Genomic DNA, 18,445 nt, shown 5'->3' with positions numbered 1-18,445 from the left:
GTTGCAGGCCAAAGACCATGAAAGCCATTGAAATCACTTCGTACGGCGCCCCTGAGGTGCTGCGCGCCGTGGAGCGCCCCGATCCGGTGGCCGGCGTGGGCGAACTATTGATCCGTGTTGCAGCCAGCGGCGTGAACCGTCCGGATGTGTTGCAGCGCAAAGGCCACTACCCGGTGCCGCCGGGCGCTTCCGACCTGCCGGGCCTCGAAGTCGCCGGCGAGATCGTGTCGGGCGACGCCGCGGCCCTGGCCGAGGCGGGCTTCAAGATCGGCGACCGCGTCTGCGCGCTGATCGCCGGCGGCGGCTATGCCGAGCTGTGCGTGGCCCCCGTGGCGCAATGTCTTCCGGTGCCCAAGGGGTGGAGCGATAGCGAGGCAGCTTCGCTGCCCGAGACCTTCTTCACCGTCTGGAGCAACGTGTTCGACCGGGGCCGCCTGCAAAAGGGCGAAACCCTGCTGATCCAGGGCGGTTCGAGCGGCATCGGCGTGACGGCGATCCAGATTGCCAAGGCGCTGGGCGCAACGGTGATCGTCACGGCCGGCAGCGACGACAAGTGCGAAGCCTGCAAGAAGCTGGGCGCGGACCACGCCATCAACTACCGCACGAGCGATTTTGCCGAAGAGGCGAAGAAGCTCACCGGCGGCAAGGGCGTGGACGTGATCCTCGACATGGTCGCGGGCGACTACGTGGCGCGCGAGATCGAATGCATGGCCGAAGACGGCCGGCTGGTGATCATCGCGGTGCAGGGCGGCGTCAAGAGCGACTTCAATGCGGGCCTGGTGCTGCGCAAGCGGCTGGTGATCACCGGCTCGACGCTGCGTCCCCGGCCGGTGGCGTTCAAGGGCGCCATTGCCAAGGCGCTGCGCGAAAAGGTCTGGCCGCTGCTCGAAAGCGGCGCGGTCAAGCCCGTGATCCACAGCACCTTTGCAGCGGGCGGCGAACCCAGCGGCGCGGCGCAGGCGCATGCACTCATGGAATCCAACCAGCACATCGGCAAGATCGTGCTGACATGGTGACGGGCAACAACACGATGACAGCCAAGAAGAAGTTGATCGCCGGCAACTGGAAGATGAACGGCAGCCTGGCTGCCAACGAGGCGCTGGTGAAGGCCCTGCTGCAAGGCCTGGCTGCTGCGCCGGCCAGTTGCGATGTCGCGCTTTGCGCGCCGGCTCCGTATTTCGCGCAGCTGCAATCGCTGCTGGCGGACTCGAAAGCCATTGCACTTGGTGCGCAGGACATTTCGGCGCACCCGCAAGGTGCGTTCACCGGCGAGCAATCGGCGGCCATGCTGAAGGAATTCGGCGTGCGCTATGCCATCGTCGGCCATTCGGAGCGTCGCCAGTACCACGGCGAAACCGACGAAGCGGTGGCAGCCAAGACGGCGGCTGCGCTCGCGAACGGCATCACGCCGATCGTCTGCGTGGGCGAAACGCTGGCCGAGCGCGAAGCCGGGCATACCGAAGAAGTCGTCAAGCGCCAACTGGCCGCGGTGATCCACGTCAATGGCCACTGCATCAGCGAGATCGTCGTGGCTTATGAGCCCGTCTGGGCCATCGGCACCGGCAAGACCGCCACGCCCGAGCAGGCGCAGGCCGTGCACGCCGTGCTGCGTGCGCAACTGCACCATGCGGCCAGCGAACACGCGGCCGGCATCTGCATCCTCTACGGCGGCAGCATGAACGCGGCCAACGCCGCCCAGTTGCTGGCGCAGCCCGACATCGATGGCGGCCTCATCGGCGGCGCTTCGCTCAAGGCAGCAGACTTTTTGCAGATCATTTCCGCTGCCGCTCGCTGAACGCGAGGGGCGGCTGACATCAATTAGGAGTAAGAACGAATGAATGTGGTCCTCAATCTCTTGGTCGGCGTGCAGATGCTGTCGGCCCTTGCAATGATCGGGCTGATCCTGATCCAGCACGGCAAGGGCGCCGACATGGGCGCGGCCTTCGGCAGCGGCAGCGCCGGCAGCCTGTTCGGCGCGAGCGGCAGCGCGAATTTCCTTTCGCGCACCACGGCAGTGCTGGCGGCGGTGTTCTTTGTGTGCACGTTGCTGCTGGCCTACTTCAGCCACGCACGGCCCGCCGGCGGCGGCAGCCTGCTGGAGCGCGCAGCCGTCGGGGCACCTGCCACGCCTGCTTCCGCTCCCGCAGGGCAAATTCCCGGCCAGATTCCCTCGGGTACCTCGGGCGCTGCGCCGGCCAACGCGCCTGCCTCGGCTCCTGCCGCGCCTGTTTCGGGCCCGGGTCAGATCCCGAACAAATAATCAAGTTGTTTTCATGGAGTCGCCAGTGAGAAACGGCTCCATTTCAGGGTAAACTCTAAAGCTGTTCGGAAAGCCAAACACCTTCACAGGTACCTCATGCCATCCGAACAAAAAACCGCGGTCGTGGTGAAATTGGTAGACACGCTATCTTGAGGGGGTAGTGGCGAAAGCTGTGCGAGTTCGAGTCTCGCCGACCGCACCAAATCTCACCGGCAGAAAACTCATCCAGAGCGTTTCTGCCGGTGGCAAGCGGTGAAAATCTCCCGATGAACCTCGATTCCTATCTCCCCGTCCTTTTGTTTATTTTGGTCGGTGTCGGTGTAGGTGTCGCACCGCAAGTCATCGGCTACATCCTGGGTCCCAATCGGCCCGACGCAGCGAAGAACGCTCCCTACGAGTGTGGCTTCGAGGCCTTCGAGGATGCGCGCATGAAGTTCGACGTGCGCTATTACCTCGTCGCCATTCTCTTCATCCTGTTCGATCTCGAGATTGCCTTTCTCTTTCCGTGGGCCATTGCGCTCAAGGAAATCGGCGCCGTCGGCTTCTGGGCCATGATGATCTTTCTCGCCATCCTCGTCGTGGGCTTTGCCTACGAGTGGAAAAAAGGCGCGCTCGACTGGGAATGACAAGGAATCATCAAAATGGCCATTGAAGGCGTCATGAAGGAAGGCTTCGTCACCACCACCTACGACTCGGTGGTGAACTGGGCGAAGACTGGATCACTCTGGCCGATGACTTTCGGTCTGGCTTGCTGTGCCGTCGAAATGATGCACGCAGGCGCGGCCCGCTACGACATCGACCGTTTCGGCATGCTGTTTCGGCCCAGCCCCCGCCAGTCCGATCTGATGATCGTGGCCGGCACGCTGTGCAACAAGATGGCGCCCGCTCTGCGCAAGGTCTACGACCAGATGCCCGAGCCGCGCTGGGTTCTTTCCATGGGCTCCTGCGCCAACGGCGGCGGCTACTACCACTACAGCTATTCGGTGGTGCGCGGCTGCGACCGCATCGTGCCGGTGGACGTCTATGTGCCGGGTTGCCCGCCCACCGCCGAGGCCTTGCTCTACGGTGTGATCCAGCTGCAGCAGAAGATTCGCCGCACCAACACCATTGCCCGCGCCTGAGAGACTGCCGACGATGACCGACTTTGCAATATCGCCGGAGGTGCTGCGCGCCACCATCGCCGAGACCCTTGGCGCCAAAGCCAAGAGTGTGACGATCGCGCTGGGCGAGGTGACCGTGGTCGTCGGCGCTGCCGACTACATCGAAGCCGCCACGCTGCTGCGCGATGCGCCCGGCTGCCGCTTCGAGCAGCTGATCGACCTTTGCGGCATGGATTACTCCGACTACCGCGAAGGCGAGTGGCAAGGCGAGCGCTATTGCGTCGTCACGCACCTGCTTTCGGTGAGCCTCAACCAGCGCGTTCGCCTCAAGGTGTTTGCGCCGAACGAAGACCTGCCCGTGGTCGATTCGCTCCAGCCTGTGTGGAATGCCGCCACGTGGTTCGAGCGCGAAGCCTTCGACCTCTACGGCATCGTGTTCGAGGGGCATGACGACCTGCGCCGCATCCTGACCGACTACGGTTTCATCGGCCATCCGTTCCGCAAGGACTTCCCGGTGTCGGGGCACGTCGAAATGCGCTACGACGAAGAGCAGAAGCGCGTCATCTACCAGCCGGTCTCCATCGAGCCGCGGGAAATCACGCCGCGCGTGATTCGCGAAGACAACTACGGCAGCGGTTTGCACTGATATGGCCGAAATCAAGAACTACACACTCAACTTCGGTCCCCAGCATCCTGCAGCGCACGGCGTGCTGCGCCTGGTGCTCGAGCTCGACGGCGAAGTGATCCAGCGCGCCGATCCGCACATCGGCCTGTTGCACCGTGCGACCGAAAAGCTCGCCGAATCGCGCACCTTCATCCAGTCGCTGCCGTACATGGACCGTCTCGACTACGTGTCGATGATGAGCAACGAGCACGCCTATTGCCTGGCCATCGAGCGGATGATGGGCCTCGAAGTGCCGATTCGCGCGCAGTACATCCGCGTGATGTTCGCCGAGATCACCCGCCTGCTGAACCACCTGCTGTGGCTCGGCGCGCACGGTCTCGACTGCGGCGCGATGAACATGCTCATCTATTGCTTCCGCGAGCGTGAAGACCTGTTCGACATGTACGAAGCCGTGTCGGGCGCGCGCATGCATGCGGCGTACTTCCGTCCGGGCGGCGTGTACCGCGACCTGCCGGATGCCATGCCGCAGTACAAGGTCAGCAAGATCAAGAATGCGAAGGCCATCGAGAAGCTCAACGAGAACCGCCAGGGCTCGCTGCTCGACTTCATCGACGACTTCTGCAAGCGCTTCCCCAAGATGGTCGACGAGTACGAAACGCTGCTTACCGACAACCGCATCTGGAAGCAGCGCACCGTGGGCATTGGCGTGGTCACGCCGGAGCGCGCGCTGAATCTCGGCTTCACCGGCCCCATGCTGCGTGGCTCGGGCGTGGAGTGGGACCTGCGCAAGAAGCAGCCCTACGACGTCTACGACCAGATGCAGTTCGACGTGCCGGTCGGCAAGACGGGTGACTGCTACGACCGTTACCTGGTGCGCGTGGAAGAAATGCGCCAGGCCAACAAGATCATCCAGCAGTGCTCGGCATGGCTGCGCGCCAACCCCGGCCCGGTCATCACCGACAACCACAAGGTCGCCGCGCCCGCGCGCGAATCGATGAAGGCGAACATGGAGGAGCTGATCCACCATTTCAAGCTCTTCACGGAAGGCTTCCACGTGCCCGAAGGCGAAGCGTATGCCGCCGTCGAGCACCCGAAGGGCGAGTTCGGCATCTACCTGGTGAGCGACGGCGCCAACAAGCCGTACCGCCTGAAGATCCGTGCGCCCGGTTTCCCGCACCTCGCCGCCCTCGACGAAATGTCGCGCGGCCACATGATCGCCGACGCTGTCGCGGTGATCGGCACGATGGACATCGTGTTCGGCGAAATCGACAGGTGAGAAAGAGCGAATGACGACTTCCTCGACCCACCATGACACGGCGCCTACGGCGCCTTCTGCTCCTCTGAGGCCCGCGATTCTCGAGCGCTTTGCGCGCGAGGTTGCCAAGTACCCTGAAGCGGGCAAGCAATCGGCCGTGATGGCCTGCCTGGCCATCGTGCAGCAGGACGAAGGCTACGTGAGCATGCAGCGCGAGCGCGAGATCGCCGAATACCTCGGCATGGCGCCCATCGCCGTGCATGAGGTCACGACCTTCTACAACATGTACAACCAGCACCCGGTGGGCAAGTTCAAGCTCAACGTGTGCACCAACCTGCCGTGCCAGCTGCGTGACGGCGTCACAGCGCTCGTTCACCTCGAGAAGAAGCTCGGCATCAAGATGGGCGAGACCACGGCCGACGGCCTGTTCACGCTGCAACAGAGCGAATGCCTGGGCGCCTGCGCCGATTCGCCCGTGATGCTGGTCAACGACCGCACCATGTGCAGCTTCATGAGCAACGAGAAGCTCGACCAGCTCATCGACGGGCTGCGTGGTTCGACCAAAGGGGAGGCCGCATGATGTCGCCCGAACAAGTGCTCCAGCAGTTCCAGGCCACGGGCGTCCAGACCTGCTTCCATGACCGCCACATCGAGCCGCAGATCTATGCCGGCCTCGACGGCACCAACTGGCGCCTGGCCGACTACGAAGCGCGCGGCGGCTACCAGGCGCTGCGCAAGATCCTCACCGAGGGCCTCACGCCCGACCAGGTGATTGCCGAAGTCAAGGCCTCGGGCCTGCGCGGCCGCGGCGGCGCGGGCTTTCCCACGGGCCTGAAGTGGAGCTTCATGCCCCGCCAGTTCCCGGGCCAGAAATACCTGGTCTGCAATTCCGACGAAGGCGAGCCGGGCACGTGCAAGGACCGCGACATCCTGCAGTTCAACCCGCACATCGTGATCGAAGGCATGGCCATCGCCGCGTATGCAATGGGCATCAGCGTGGGCTACAACTACATCCACGGCGAGATCTTCCAGAGCTACGACCGCTTCGAGGAAGCCCTCGAGGAAGCGCGCGCCGCCGGCTACCTTGGCGACGGCATCATGGGCAGCACGTACAACTTCCAGTTGCACGCGGCCCACGGTTTTGGCGCCTATATCTGCGGCGAAGAAACCGCACTGCTCGAGTCGCTCGAAGGCAAGAAGGGCCAGCCGCGCTTCAAGCCGCCGTTCCCGGCCAGCTTTGGCCTGTACGGCAAGCCGACCACCATCAACAACACCGAGACCTTCGCGGCGGTGCCCTGGATCATCCGCAACGGCGGCCAGGCCTACCTCGAGTGCGGCAAGCCGAACAACGGCGGCACCAAGATCTATTCGGTGAGCGGCGACGTCGAGCTGCCCGGCAACTACGAAGTGCCCATGGGCACGCCGTTCTCCAAGCTGCTTGAACTGGCCGGCGGTGTTCGCAAGGGCCGCACGCTCAAGGCCGTGATTCCCGGTGGATCGTCGTCGCCGGTGCTGCCGGCGTCGATCATGATGGAATGCACGATGGACTACGACTCCATCGCCAAGGCCGGCTCCATGCTGGGTTCGGGCGCGGTCATCGTCATGGACGACAGCCGTTCGATGGTCGAGTCGCTGCGGCGCCTCTCGTATTTCTATATGCACGAATCCTGCGGCCAGTGCACGCCTTGCCGCGAAGGCACGGGCTGGCTGTATCGCGTGGTGGACCGCATCCACAACGGGCAGGGCAGGGCGTCCGACATGGACCTGCTCAACTCCGTGGCAGACAACATTCAGGGCCGCACGATCTGCGCGCTCGGCGACGCGGCGGCCATGCCGGTGCGCGCCATGATCAAGCACTACCGTCACGAGTTCGAGGCCTTGATTCCGGGCTACGTCCCGAAAGCGCCTGTCCAGGCCTGAGCGCGAGAAACACATATATGGTTGAAATCGAACTCGACGGCAAGAAGGTCGAAGTGACCGAAGGCAGCATGGTGATGCATGCGGCCGACAAGGCGGGCACGTACATTCCGCACTTCTGCTATCACAAGAAGCTCAGCATTGCGGCCAACTGCCGCATGTGCCTGGTCGACGTGGAAAAGGCGCCCAAGCCGATGCCGGCCTGCGCCACGCCCGTCACGCAGGGCATGATCGTTCGCACCAAGAGCGAAAAGGCCATCAAGGCGCAGCAGTCGGTCATGGAGTTCCTCCTGATCAACCACCCGCTGGATTGCCCCATTTGCGACCAGGGCGGCGAGTGCCAACTGCAAGACCTGGCGGTGGGCTACGGTGGTTCTTCTTCGCGCTACGAAGAAGAAAAGCGCGTCGTGTTCCACAAGGACGTCGGCCCGCTGATCAGCATGGAAGAGATGAGCCGCTGCATCCATTGCACGCGCTGCGTCCGCTTCGGCCAGGAAGTGGCCGGCGTGATGGAGCTCGGCATGACCCAGCGCGGCGAGCACTCCGAAATCGAAACCTTCCTCGGCGACTCGGTCGACTCGGAACTCTCGGGCAACATGATCGACATCTGCCCGGTCGGCGCGCTCACGAGCAAGCCGTTCCGCTACAGCGCCCGCACGTGGGAGCTGTCGCGCCGCAAGTCGGTGAGCCCGCATGACTCCACCGGTGCCAACCTGATCGTCCAGGTCAAGAACAACCGCGTGATGCGCGTGGTGCCGCTCGAGAACGAAGACGTCAACGAATGCTGGATTGCCGACCGCGACCGCTTTTCGTACGAAGGGCTCAACGGCCCCGAACGCCTCACGCAGCCCATGCTCAAGCAGGGCGGCCAATGGCAGCAGGTCGACTGGCAGACCGCGCTTGAATACGTGGCCAACGGCCTCAAGCAGATCAAGGCCGACCACGGCGTGCAGAGCATCGGCACGCTGGTCAGCCCGCACAGCACGCTCGAAGAGCTGCAGCTTGCCGCCATGCTCACGCGTGAGCTCGGCAGCGACAACATCGACTACCGCCTGCGCAATGCCGAATTCACGGCGTTCGAAGGCGTGCGCTGGCTCGGCACCTCGATTGCATCGCTTACGCAGCTGCAGCGCGCATTCGTGATCGGCTCGAACCTGCGCAAGGACCATCCGCTGTTCGCGCAGCGCATCCGCCAGGCCGTGCGCAAGGGCGCCGCGCTGTCGGTGCTGACCTCGTCCAACCTCATGGCCGACCGCGAAGCGTGGGCCATGAGCGTGGCGCAGGCGTCGATCGTCGATGCCGGCCAGTGGGTCGAAGTGCTCGCCGGCATTGCCGCCGCCGTGGGCCAGACCACTGGCCAGGCCGCGCCGCTCGCACCGGCAAACGCACCCGACGCCGCGGCGCAAGCCATTGCGGCTTCGCTGCTGAGCGGCGAGCGCAAGGCCATCCTGCTCGGCAACGCCGCCGCCCACCATGCGCAAGCCAGCAGCCTGCTGGCGCTTGCAAACTGGATCGGCGCGCAAACTGGCGCCACCGTCGGCTACCTGACCGAAGCCGCCAATACCGTGGGCGCGCAACTCGTCGGCGCATTCCCCAAGAACGGCGGCCTCGATGCCGGCCGCATGCTGGCAGCCGGTTCCGGCCTCAAGGCCGTGGTGCTGCTCAACACCGAACCGGTGTTCGACTCCGCCGCGGGTGCCGCAGCCGCCGATGTCATCGGCAATGCGCAGATGGTCGTCACGTTGAGCCCCTTCAAGGCCAACCTCGAGTTCAGCGATGTGCTGCTGCCCATCGCGCCGTTCACCGAAACGCCCGGTACCTTCGTCAATGCCGAAGGCCGTGTGCAAAGCTTCCATGCCGTCGTCAAGCCGCAAGGCGAGACGCGCCCGGCCTGGAAGGTGCTGCGCGTGCTGGCCAACCTGCTCGGCCTGCCCGGCTTTGCTTTCGAATCGACCGCTGAAGTGCTCCGCACCATTGGCGACAACGGCGCCGTGCCCGCGGATGCGCTCGGCAACGCCACCGCCGCCAAGGCAGTGGCTGCCAGCGGCGCGGTTCCCGCACCCGTGGTGGCGAGCATCTATCAGCTCGACTCCATCGTGCGCCGCGCACCGTCGCTGCAACTCACCGCCGACGCGCGCAACGCAATGACGGCCGCACCGGCCCGTGCCGAGGAGGCATTGGCATGATCGACGCAGTGCATGCTTTCGGCCAGGGGCTTATCAACGCCGGCTGGTGGACCTCGGCGGGTTGGCCTGTGATCTGGACATTGATCAAGATCATCGTGGTCGTGCTTCCGCTGATGGGCGCCGTGGCCTACCTCACGCTGTGGGAACGCAAGGCCATCGGATTCACGCAGATCCGCGTGGGCCCGAACCGCATCGGACCGCTGGGCCTGCTGCAGCCCATTGCGGACGCGCTCAAGCTGATGACCAAGGAAATCATTCTTCCGACGGTCGCCAACAAGGGCCTGTTCCTACTGGGCCCGATCATGACCATCATGCCGGCGCTCGTCGCATGGGCCGTGATTCCGTTCGGCCCTGAAATGGCGCTGGCCAACATCAATGCCGGCCTGCTCTTCGTGATGGCCATCACCTCGCTCGAGGTCTACGGCGTGATCATCGCGGGCTGGGCATCGAACTCGAAGTACGCCTTCCTGGGCGCGCTGCGCGCCTCGGCGCAAATGGTGAGCTACGAAATCGCGATGGGCTTCTGCTTCGTCGTGGTGCTGATGGTTTCGGGCAGCCTGAACATGAGCGAAATCGTGAATGTGCAGGGCAAGGGCATGTTCTTTGACATGGGCCTCAACTTCCTCTCGTGGAACTGGCTGCCGCTGTTGCCGATCTTCGTCGTCTACTTCATCTCGGGCCTGGCTGAAACCAACCGCCACCCCTTCGACGTGGTCGAAGGCGAATCTGAAATCGTCGCGGGCCACATGATCGAGTACTCGGGCATGAGCTTTGCCATGTTCTTCCTGGCCGAGTACGCCAACATGTGGCTGGTCTCGATCCTGTGCGTGGTGCTGTTCCTCGGTGGATGGCTGCCGCCGTTCGAGTTCCTGAGCTTCATTCCCGGCTGGATCTGGCTCGGTGCCAAGACCTTCTGCGTGGTCACCATGTTCCTGTGGGTTCGCTCGACGTTCCCGCGCTTCCGCTATGACCAGATCATGCGTCTGGGCTGGAAGATCTTCATTCCGGTCACGCTCGTGTGGCTGGTCGTGGTCGGCGCCTGGATGCAGACCCCGTTCAATATCTGGAAATAACTGGAAGCGCCAACATCATGTCTGCTGCGCATACCGCAACAACGTCCGCTCCGTTCTCGCTCAAGGACTTCCTGGGCAGCTTCATGCTGTTCGAACTGTTCAAGGGCCTGGCCATCACCGGCAAGTACGCTTTCGCCCGCAAGATCACGGTGCAGTTCCCGGAAGAGAAGACGCCGCTGTCGCCGCGTTTTCGCGGCCTGCATGCGCTGCGCCGCTATGAAAACGGCGAAGAGCGCTGCATTGCCTGCAAGCTCTGCGAGGCCGTGTGCCCCGCACTCGCCATCACCATCGAATCCGATGTGCGCGACGACGGCTCGCGCCGCACCACGCGCTACGACATCGACCTGACCAAGTGCATCTTCTGCGGCTTCTGCGAAGAAAGCTGCCCGGTCGATTCGATCGTCGAGACCCACATCTTCGAATACCACGGCGAAAAGCGCGGCGACCTGTACTTCACCAAGGACATGCTCCTGGCCGTGGGCGACCGCTACGAAAAAGAAATTGCAGCGAACAAGGCGGCCGACGCCAAGTACCGCTGATCCCGGCCAGCCCGAACCCCGTACCAATTCGAATTCCAATGGACGTCAAGACCGGTCTGTTCTATCTGTTTGCCGCGGTGCTGCTGTTCGCGGCCTTCCGCGTCATCACCGCCCGCAATCCCGTATACGCGGCGCTGTACCTGGTGCTCGCCTTCTTCCAGGCGTCCGCCATCTGGCTGCTGCTGCGCGCCGAGTTCCTGGCGATTTCGCTTGTGCTCGTCTACGTGGGCGCGGTGATGGTGCTGTTCCTGTTTGTCGTGATGATGCTGGACATCAACGTGGACGGTCTGCGGCAGGGCTTCTGGAAGCACTTTCCGCTGGCCGCGGGCGTGGGGGCGCTCATTGCGCTTGAAATGGCTGCGGTGCTGATGGGCGGCTTCCGCCTGGCCGAGCCGCCGCGCGCCGGGGCTGCCGTTGCGGCCAACAGCTCGAACACGCTCGAGCTCGGCAAGCTCCTGTACTCCGAGTACCTGTACCCGCTCGAAATTGCGGCTGTCATTTTGCTCGTGGCCATCGTGGCCGCCATCGCACTCACGCTGCGTACCCGCAAGGACAGCAAGTACGTCAACCCGTCCGACCAGGTGCGCGTGAAGGCGCGCGACCGCGTGCGCATCGTGCAGATGCCGGTCACGCGCGCCGCCGAGCCGGTGGTCGAAGCACCCGCCGATGCAGGCGCAGCAGCGGCGGCAAAGGAAAACAAGGCATGACGCTCACGCTCGGACACTTTCTTTCGCTTGGCGCAATGCTCTTTGCGCTTTCGGTGATCGGCATCTTCCTGAACCGCAAGAACCTGATCGTGCTGCTGATGGCGATCGAGCTGATGCTGCTCGCGGTGAACATGAACTTCGTGGCGTTCTCGTACTACCTGGGCGACATGCACGGCCAGATCTTCGTGTTCTTCATCCTGACGGTGGCTGCGGCCGAGTCGGCAATCGGTCTCGCGCTGCTGGTCTTGTTGTTCCGCAACAAATCCAACATCAACGTAGACGAACTCAACTCGCTCAAGGGTTGAAAGCAGTATGAGCGCAACCCTTTCCGCATCCACCCTGCTGGCGGTGCCGCTGGCACCCCTGGTCGGCGCCGCCGTTGCCGGCCTGTTCGGCACCAAGTTCGGCGGCAACCACATCGGCCGCAAAGTCACGCATTCGCTGACCATTCTCGGCGTGCTTGTCGCCTTCATCATCTCGGCCATGACGCTGAAGTCGGTCGTCGTCGATGGCGCTCGCTTCAACGCGACCATCTACGAATGGATGGTGGTCGGCGGCCTGAAGATGGAAGTCGGCTTCCTGGTCGACGGCCTCACGGCCATGATGATGTGCGTGGTGACCTTCGTCTCGCTGATGGTGCACATCTACACCATCGGCTACATGGAAGAAGACGAAGGCTACAACCGCTTCTTCGCGTACATCTCGCTCTTCACCTTCTCGATGCTGATGCTCGTCATGAGCAACAACATGCTCCAGCTGTTCTTCGGCTGGGAAGCGGTGGGCCTGGTGTCGTACCTGCTGATCGGCTTCTGGTTCAACAAGCCCACGGCCATCTTCGCGAACATGAAGGCGTTCCTGGTCAACCGCGTGGGCGACTTCGGCTTCATCCTGGGCATCGGCCTCATCGCAGCCTATGCCGGCACGCTGAACTACGGCGAAGCCTTTGCCAAGGCCAGCACGCTGGCCGGCATCACCTTCCCCGGCACCGAATGGATGCTGGTGACCGTGATCTGCATCTGCCTGTTCATCGGCGCCATGGGCAAGAGCGCGCAGTTCCCGCTGCACGTATGGCTGCCCGACTCGATGGAAGGCCCGACGCCCATCTCCGCGCTGATCCACGCGGCAACCATGGTGACGGCGGGCATCTTCATGGTGGCTCGCATGTCGCCGCTGTTCGAACTCAGCGACACGGCGCTCTCGTTCATCCTGGTGATCGGTGCCATCACGGCGCTGTTCATGGGTTTCCTGGGCATCATCCAGAACGACATCAAGCGCGTGGTCGCGTACTCGACGCTCTCGCAGCTCGGCTACATGACGGTGGCGCTCGGCGCGTCGGCCTATTCGGTCGCGGTGTTCCACCTGATGACGCACGCCTTCTTCAAGGCGCTGCTCTTCCTGGGCGCGGGCTCGGTGATCATCGGCATGCACCACAACCAGGACATCCGCTGGATGGGCGGCGTGCGCAAGTACATGCCCATCACCTGGATCACCTCGCTGCTGGGGTCGCTTGCACTGATAGGCACGCCGTTCTTCTCGGGCTTCTACTCGAAGGACAGCATCATCGAGGCGGTGCATGAAAGCCACCTGTGGGGCGCGCAGTTTGCCTACTACGCGGTGCTGGCCGGCGTGTTCGTCACGGCGTTCTACTCGTTCCGCATGTACTTCCTGGTGTTCCACGGCAAGGAGCGCTACGACCAGAACCCTGACGCACACCACGACGACCATGCCGCGCATGGCGACGACCACGGCCATGGCCATCACGACCACAAGCCGCACGAGTCGCCGGTGGTGGTGTGGCTGCCGCTGGTGCTGCTGGCCATTCCGTCGGTGGTGATCGGCTTCATGACGATCCAGCCGATGCTTTTCGGCGAGTTCTTCAAGGACGCAATCTTCGTGGACGCCGCCAAGCACCATGCCATGAAGGAGCTCGGCGAAGCGTTCCACGGCCCGGTGGCCATGGCTATCCACGGCTTGCAGACGGCGCCGTTCTGGCTGGCTCTGGCAGGCGTGGTTGTTTCGTACCTCATGTACATGCAGTTCCCGGCGGTGCCGACTGCGATCAAGCGCGCCTTCGGCCCGGTCTATCGCCTGCTCGACAACAAGTACTACCTCGACTGGATCAACGAGAACATCATCGCCCGCGGTGCGCGTGCCCTTGGCACCGGCCTGTGGAAGGGTGGCGACCAGGCGCTGATCGACGGTGCCGTGGTCAATGGTTCGTGGAAGGTCGTCGGCCGCATCTCCGGTGTGGTGCGGTGGCTGCAGTCGGGCTACATCTATCACTACGCCTTTGCGATGCTGCTCGGCATCTTCATCCTGATGACGTACTTCGTCTGGTTCAAACGCTGAGCCCGAACGCTGGAGAAAAAGAAAAATGGGTTTGTTGAGCCTTGCCATCTGGGTGCCGATCGCATTCGGTACCGCGCTGCTGGCGTTTGGGCGTGACGAGAACGCCAGGGGCGTGCGCTGGGTCGCACTGGTCGGCGCGATCGTCAGCTTCCTGGTCACGGTGCCGCTTTACACGGGCTTCCAGAACGGCACTGCCGCAATGCAGTTCGTCGAGAAGACGAGCTGGATTGCGCGCTTCAACGTCAACTATCACCTCGGTGTCGATGGCTTGTCGCTCTGGCTGGTGCTGCTGACCTCGTTCATTACCGTGGTGGTCGTGATCTCGGCCTGGGAAGTGATTACCGAGCGCGTCAACCAGTACATGGGCGCGTTCCTGATTCTTTCGGGCTTCATGATCGGCGTGTTCGCCGCGCTCGACGGCGTGCTTTTCTACGTGTTCTTCGAAGCCACGCTGATCCCGATGTACCTGATCATCGGCATCTGGGGCGGTCCGAACAAGATCTACGCGGCGTTCAAGTTCTTCATCTACACCTTGCTCGGCTCGCTGCTGATGCTGGTGGCGCTGATCTACCTGTACAACAAGTCGGGCGGCAGCTTCGACATCCTGAGCTGGCACAAGCTGCCGCTGGACTCGAAGGCGCAGACCTTCCTGTTCTTTGCGTTCTTCGCCGCCTTTGCCGTCAAGGTACCCATGTGGCCGGTCCACACCTGGCTGCCCGACGTGCACGTCGAGGCGCCGACCGGCGGCTCGGCCGTGCTGGCGGCCATCATGCTGAAGCTCGGCGCCTATGGCTTCCTGCGCTTCTCGATGCCGATTGCTCCCGACGCCTCGCACGAATGGGCCTGGCTCATGATCGCGCTGTCGCTCATCGCGGTGATCTACGTCGGCCTGGTGGCGCTGGTGCAGGAAGACATGAAGAAGCTCGTGGCTTATTCGTCGGTCGCGCACATGGGCTTCGTGACGCTCGGCTTCTTCATCTTCAACGAGCTGGGCGTGTCCGGCGGCATCGTGCAGATGATTGCGCACGGTTTCGTCTCGGGCGCCATGTTCCTGGGCATCGGCGTGCTCTACGACCGCGTGCATTCGCGCCAGATTGCCGACTACGGCGGCGTGGTGAACACCATGCCCAAGTTTGCCGCGTTCGCGCTGCTGTTCGCCATGGCCAACTGCGGCCTGCCGGGCACCGCCGGTTTCGTGGGCGAATGGATGGTCATCCTGGGCGCGGTCAAGTACAACTTCTGGATCGGCCTGGGTTCCGCAACGGCGTTGATCTTCGGCGCTGCCTACACCCTCTGGATGTACAAGCGGGTGTACCTCGGCCCGGTCGGCAACGACCACGTTAAGGAGCTCACCGACATCAACGCCCGCGAGTTCCTGATGCTCTCGCTGCTGGCCATTGCCGTGCTGTGGATGGGCATCTATCCGAAGCCGTTCACCGATGTGATGGATGTTTCCGTGACGGAGCTCCTGCGCCATGTGGCAACGTCCAAACTGCCCTGATTCCACGCTGAAGAAGAGAACGAGATGATTGACAAACTCAGCTGGGTCGCGATCTACCCCGAAATCGTGCTGCTGGTCATGGCCTGCATCATTGCGCTGGTCGACCTGTCGACCACCAGCCCCCGCCGCACGCGCACCTATATCCTGACGCTGCTCACGCTGGCCGTGGTGGCCGTGCTGACCGGCATGGCCGCCAACGACGGCAAGACGATCTACGGCTTTGGCGGCATGGTCGTGAGCGACCCCATGGGCAACTGGCTCAAGTGCTTTGCCACGGTTGCGCTGATGGTCACGCTGGTCTACGGCCGCCCCTACGCGGCAGACCGCGACATGCTGCGCGGCGGCGAACTGTTCACCATCAGCATGTTCGCGCTGCTGGGCATGTTCGTGATGATCTCGGGCAGCAACTTCCTCCTGATCTACCTGGGTCTCGAGCTGCTCACCTTGTCCAGCTACGCCCTGGTGGCGCTGCGCCGCGACAACGCGGTCGCCAGCGAGGCGGCCATGAAGTACTTCGTGCTCGGCGCCATGGCCAGCGGCTTTTTGCTCTACGGCCTTTCGATGCTCTACGGCGCCACCGGCTCGCTCGACGTGAACGAGGTGTTCAAGATCATCGCCAGCGGCAAGGTGAACCATCAGGTGCTGGTGTTCGGCCTGGTGTTCATCGTGGCGGGCCTGGCATTCAAGGTGGGGGCGGCGCCTTTCCACATGTGGGTGCCCGACGTGTACCAGGGCGCTCCGACGGCGGTGACGCTGCTGATCGGCGCGGCGCCCGAGCTGGCCGCCTTCGCCATCATCATCCGCCTGCTGGTGGAAGGGCTGCTGCCGCTGGCCATCGACTGGCAGCAGATGCTGGCCTTGCTGGCTATTGCCTCGCTGCTGGTGGGCAACCTGGCCGCCATTGCGCAGACCAACCTCAAGCGCATGCTGGCCTACTCGACCATTGCGCAAATGGGCTTCATGCTGCTCGGCCTGGTGGCGGGCGTGGTCAACGGCAACACCTACAACGCGCAGTTCGCATACAGCGCGTCGATGTTCTACATCGTGACCTACGTGCTGACCACGCTGGCGAGCTTCGGCATCATTCTGCTGCTGGCACGCGAAGGCTTCGAAAGCGAAGAGATTACCGATCTGGCCGGCCTGAACCAGCGCAGCCCGCTGTATGCCGGCGTGATGGCCATTGCGATGTTCTCGCTCGCGGGCCTGCCGCCGCTGGTCGGGTTCTACGCCAAGCTTGCGGTGCTCCAGGCGCTGATCGCGTCGGGCCAGGCGATCTACATCGGTCTTGCGGTGTTCGCGGTGATCATGTCGCTGATCGGCGCCTTCTACTACCTGCGCGTGGTCAAGGTCATGTACTTCGATGCGCCGGTAACCGCCAGCACCGTGTCTGCGCCGCGCGACGTGCGTGCCGTGCTCTCCGTCAATGGCTTGCTCATTCTCGTGCTGGGCATCGTTCCCGGCGGCCTCATGACGCTGTGCGCCAAGGCGATCGTGGCCACGCTGGCCAACTGATCGCGGTTGCCCACGGTGTCGCAAACCGCGTCGGTCTGGGTCGTTCTGCTGGTGGCGCTGGTGGCGGCCAACTTGCCGTTCCTCAATGAGCGGTTGTTCGGCTTCGTGCCGCTGGCCACGCAACCCAAGCCGCTCGCGGTGCGGCTCGCCGAACTGGTGGTGCTGTACTTCGTGGCCGGCGGCGTCGGCCTGCTGTTCGAGAGCCGGGCAGGGCAGATTGCCCCGCAGGGCTGGGAGTTCTACGCCGTGACCGGTGCTCTCTTCATCGTGCTGGCCTTTCCCGGTTTCACCTGGCGCTACCTGATGAAACATAGGCACTGACATGACCGATCCCGCCATCGATTCGCACCTGAAGGAAGAACGCACGGCCAGCGAGGTTCTGCTCAAGGGCAATTTCCTCCAGGTCTGCCGCGACACCGTGCGGCTGCCCGACGGCCACACCGCCACGCGCGAATACGTGATTCATCCGGGCGCGGTGGTGGTGGTTCCTCTTCTGGACGACGGCCGTGTGGTGCTGGAGCGGCAATACCGCTATCCGGTCGGGCACGTGATGGTCGAGTTTCCGGCCGGCAAGCTCGACGCGGGCGAAGATCCGCTCGTTTGCGGCCAGCGCGAACTGCTCGAGGAAACCGGCTACACCGCTCGTGAATGGGCCTATGCCGGCGCCATGCACCTGGCGGTGGCGTATTCCACCGAAATCATCCACATCTACTTTGCGCGCGGCCTTTCGCTCGGCACGCGCCAGCTCGACCACGGCGAATTCCTCGACGTGTTCACGGCCACGCCGCAAGAAGTGGCCGACTGGTGCCGCGAAGGCAAGATCACCGACGCCAAGTCGCTCACTTGCACGCTCTGGCTGCAGAACGTCCTTTCGGGCGCATGGGCACTCGATTGGCAGGGTACCGCTTCGCAAGGCGGCGCGGGATAATCCGCGCATGAAGGTTCTCGATCTCCGCTGCTCGCACGGCCACGGCTTCGAAGGCTGGTTTGCGTCCAACGAAGCTTTTGAAAGTCAACTTGCCGATGGCCTGGTCGAATGTCCGGTCTGCGCCGACACGCGCATCGTCAAGCTGTTGAGCGCACCGCGCCTCAACCTGGGCAATGCCAAGGCGCCCGCAGAGACCGCCGCATCGCCGGCACCAGCAGCACCGTCAGCCCAGGTGCCCGCCGAATCGTCTCCCGAAGCGCGCTGGATGCGCGCCGTCCGCGAGGTTCTCGCAAAGACCGAGGACGTCGGCGACCGCTTCGCCGACGAGGCGCGCAAGATGCACTACGGCGAAACCGAAGAGCGGGGTATCCGCGGCCAGGCAACGCGCGAGCAGACCGAAGCGCTGCTCGACGAGGGCATTCCCGTCATGCCGCTGCCGATTCCCGCGGCGCTCAAGGAAACGCTGCAATAGGCCGCGTTTCTGCCGCGTCTC

General features: G+C 63.5%; 20 protein-coding genes and 1 tRNA gene. All 21 read left to right on the top strand.

Going from position 1 to position 18,445, the window contains the following annotated elements; all coding sequences use genetic code 11:
* The first annotated feature begins 17 nt into the window (after positions 1–17).
* Positions 18–1,016, top strand: a complete 999-nt coding sequence (locus V9K97_RS12765; RefSeq protein ID WP_337318424.1) for an NAD(P)H-quinone oxidoreductase — start codon at positions 18–20, stop codon at positions 1,014–1,016.
* On the top strand, positions 1,010–1,795 hold the full coding sequence (gene tpiA, locus V9K97_RS12760; RefSeq protein ID WP_337318422.1) for a triose-phosphate isomerase: 786 nt from the start codon (positions 1,010–1,012) through the stop codon (positions 1,793–1,795). Before V9K97_RS12765 ends, tpiA begins: the two co-directional genes overlap by 7 nt.
* Positions 1,796–1,834: 39 nt before the next feature.
* Entirely contained in the window at positions 1,835–2,260 is a 426-nt protein-coding gene (secG, locus tag V9K97_RS12755; RefSeq protein WP_126749731.1) for a preprotein translocase subunit SecG, read from the top strand.
* Positions 2,261–2,377: 117 nt separating this feature from the next.
* A tRNA-Leu gene (locus V9K97_RS12750) sits at positions 2,378–2,462 on the top strand.
* A gap of 64 nt (positions 2,463–2,526) precedes the next feature.
* Positions 2,527–2,886 carry an NADH-quinone oxidoreductase subunit A gene (locus V9K97_RS12745; protein WP_012748607.1) on the top strand — a complete coding sequence of 120 codons (360 nt, stop codon included), beginning with the start codon at positions 2,527–2,529 and terminating at the stop codon, positions 2,884–2,886.
* Between the two features lie 15 nt (positions 2,887–2,901).
* Complete coding sequence (locus V9K97_RS12740; RefSeq protein WP_012748606.1) at positions 2,902–3,381, top strand: NuoB/complex I 20 kDa subunit family protein; 480 nt, start codon at positions 2,902–2,904, stop codon at positions 3,379–3,381.
* 13 nt (positions 3,382–3,394) lie between these two features.
* Entirely contained in the window at positions 3,395–4,006 is a 612-nt protein-coding gene (locus V9K97_RS12735; RefSeq protein WP_258507957.1) for an NADH-quinone oxidoreductase subunit C, read from the top strand.
* A 1-nt stretch (position 4,007) separates the two neighbouring features.
* On the top strand, positions 4,008–5,261 hold the full coding sequence (locus tag V9K97_RS12730) for an NADH-quinone oxidoreductase subunit D (RefSeq protein WP_258507955.1): 1,254 nt from the start codon (positions 4,008–4,010) through the stop codon (positions 5,259–5,261).
* A gap of 10 nt (positions 5,262–5,271) precedes the next feature.
* Positions 5,272–5,820 carry an NADH-quinone oxidoreductase subunit NuoE family protein gene (locus tag V9K97_RS12725; RefSeq protein WP_337318420.1) on the top strand — a complete coding sequence of 183 codons (549 nt, stop codon included), beginning with the start codon at positions 5,272–5,274 and terminating at the stop codon, positions 5,818–5,820.
* Positions 5,820–7,160 (top strand): NADH-quinone oxidoreductase subunit NuoF, encoded by a 1,341-nt coding sequence (nuoF, locus tag V9K97_RS12720; RefSeq protein WP_409050471.1) that lies wholly within the window; start codon positions 5,820–5,822, stop codon positions 7,158–7,160. The genes V9K97_RS12725 and nuoF overlap by 1 nt, the downstream gene beginning before the upstream one ends.
* A gap of 17 nt (positions 7,161–7,177) precedes the next feature.
* Positions 7,178–9,343, top strand: coding sequence for an NADH-quinone oxidoreductase subunit NuoG (gene nuoG / locus V9K97_RS12715; protein WP_337318418.1), 2,166 nt, complete (start codon positions 7,178–7,180; stop codon positions 9,341–9,343).
* Positions 9,340–10,416: an NADH-quinone oxidoreductase subunit NuoH gene (gene nuoH / locus V9K97_RS12710; RefSeq protein WP_337318416.1), complete on the top strand. Its 1,077-nt coding sequence runs from the start codon at positions 9,340–9,342 to the stop codon at positions 10,414–10,416. The genes nuoG and nuoH overlap by 4 nt, the downstream gene beginning before the upstream one ends.
* 17 nt (positions 10,417–10,433) lie before the next feature.
* On the top strand, positions 10,434–10,955 hold the full coding sequence (nuoI, locus tag V9K97_RS12705) for an NADH-quinone oxidoreductase subunit NuoI (protein WP_055805171.1): 522 nt from the start codon (positions 10,434–10,436) through the stop codon (positions 10,953–10,955).
* 38 nt (positions 10,956–10,993) lie between these two features.
* Complete coding sequence (locus V9K97_RS12700) at positions 10,994–11,662, top strand: NADH-quinone oxidoreductase subunit J (protein ID WP_337318414.1); 669 nt, start codon at positions 10,994–10,996, stop codon at positions 11,660–11,662.
* Entirely contained in the window at positions 11,659–11,967 is a 309-nt protein-coding gene (nuoK, locus tag V9K97_RS12695; RefSeq protein ID WP_012748597.1) for an NADH-quinone oxidoreductase subunit NuoK, read from the top strand. Before V9K97_RS12700 ends, nuoK begins: the two co-directional genes overlap by 4 nt.
* A gap of 7 nt (positions 11,968–11,974) precedes the next feature.
* Positions 11,975–14,011 (top strand): NADH-quinone oxidoreductase subunit L, encoded by a 2,037-nt coding sequence (nuoL, locus tag V9K97_RS12690; RefSeq protein ID WP_337318413.1) that lies wholly within the window; start codon positions 11,975–11,977, stop codon positions 14,009–14,011.
* 25 nt (positions 14,012–14,036) lie between these two features.
* A complete protein-coding gene (locus tag V9K97_RS12685; protein ID WP_337318411.1) occupies positions 14,037–15,512 on the top strand; it encodes an NADH-quinone oxidoreductase subunit M in 1,476 nt (491 codons plus the stop codon).
* Between the two features lie 24 nt (positions 15,513–15,536).
* On the top strand, positions 15,537–17,024 hold the full coding sequence (nuoN, locus tag V9K97_RS12680; RefSeq protein ID WP_258507935.1) for an NADH-quinone oxidoreductase subunit NuoN: 1,488 nt from the start codon (positions 15,537–15,539) through the stop codon (positions 17,022–17,024).
* A 15-nt stretch (positions 17,025–17,039) separates the two neighbouring features.
* Positions 17,040–17,345 carry a DUF2818 family protein gene (locus V9K97_RS12675; protein ID WP_258507915.1) on the top strand — a complete coding sequence of 102 codons (306 nt, stop codon included), beginning with the start codon at positions 17,040–17,042 and terminating at the stop codon, positions 17,343–17,345.
* Between the two features lies 1 nt (position 17,346).
* Positions 17,347–17,952 carry an NUDIX domain-containing protein gene (locus V9K97_RS12670; protein WP_126749721.1) on the top strand — a complete coding sequence of 202 codons (606 nt, stop codon included), beginning with the start codon at positions 17,347–17,349 and terminating at the stop codon, positions 17,950–17,952.
* Between the two features lie 7 nt (positions 17,953–17,959).
* Positions 17,960–18,424 carry a DUF1178 family protein gene (locus V9K97_RS12665; RefSeq protein ID WP_337318409.1) on the top strand — a complete coding sequence of 155 codons (465 nt, stop codon included), beginning with the start codon at positions 17,960–17,962 and terminating at the stop codon, positions 18,422–18,424.
* The last annotated feature ends 21 nt before the right edge of the window (positions 18,425–18,445 follow it).

This window comes from Variovorax sp. CCNWLW186 (assembly GCF_037203865.1).
Taxonomy (GTDB): Bacteria; Pseudomonadota; Gammaproteobacteria; order Burkholderiales; family Burkholderiaceae_C; genus Variovorax.
Note: the sequence above shows the minus strand (reverse complement) of the source record. Positions and strands in the feature narration are given on the sequence as shown.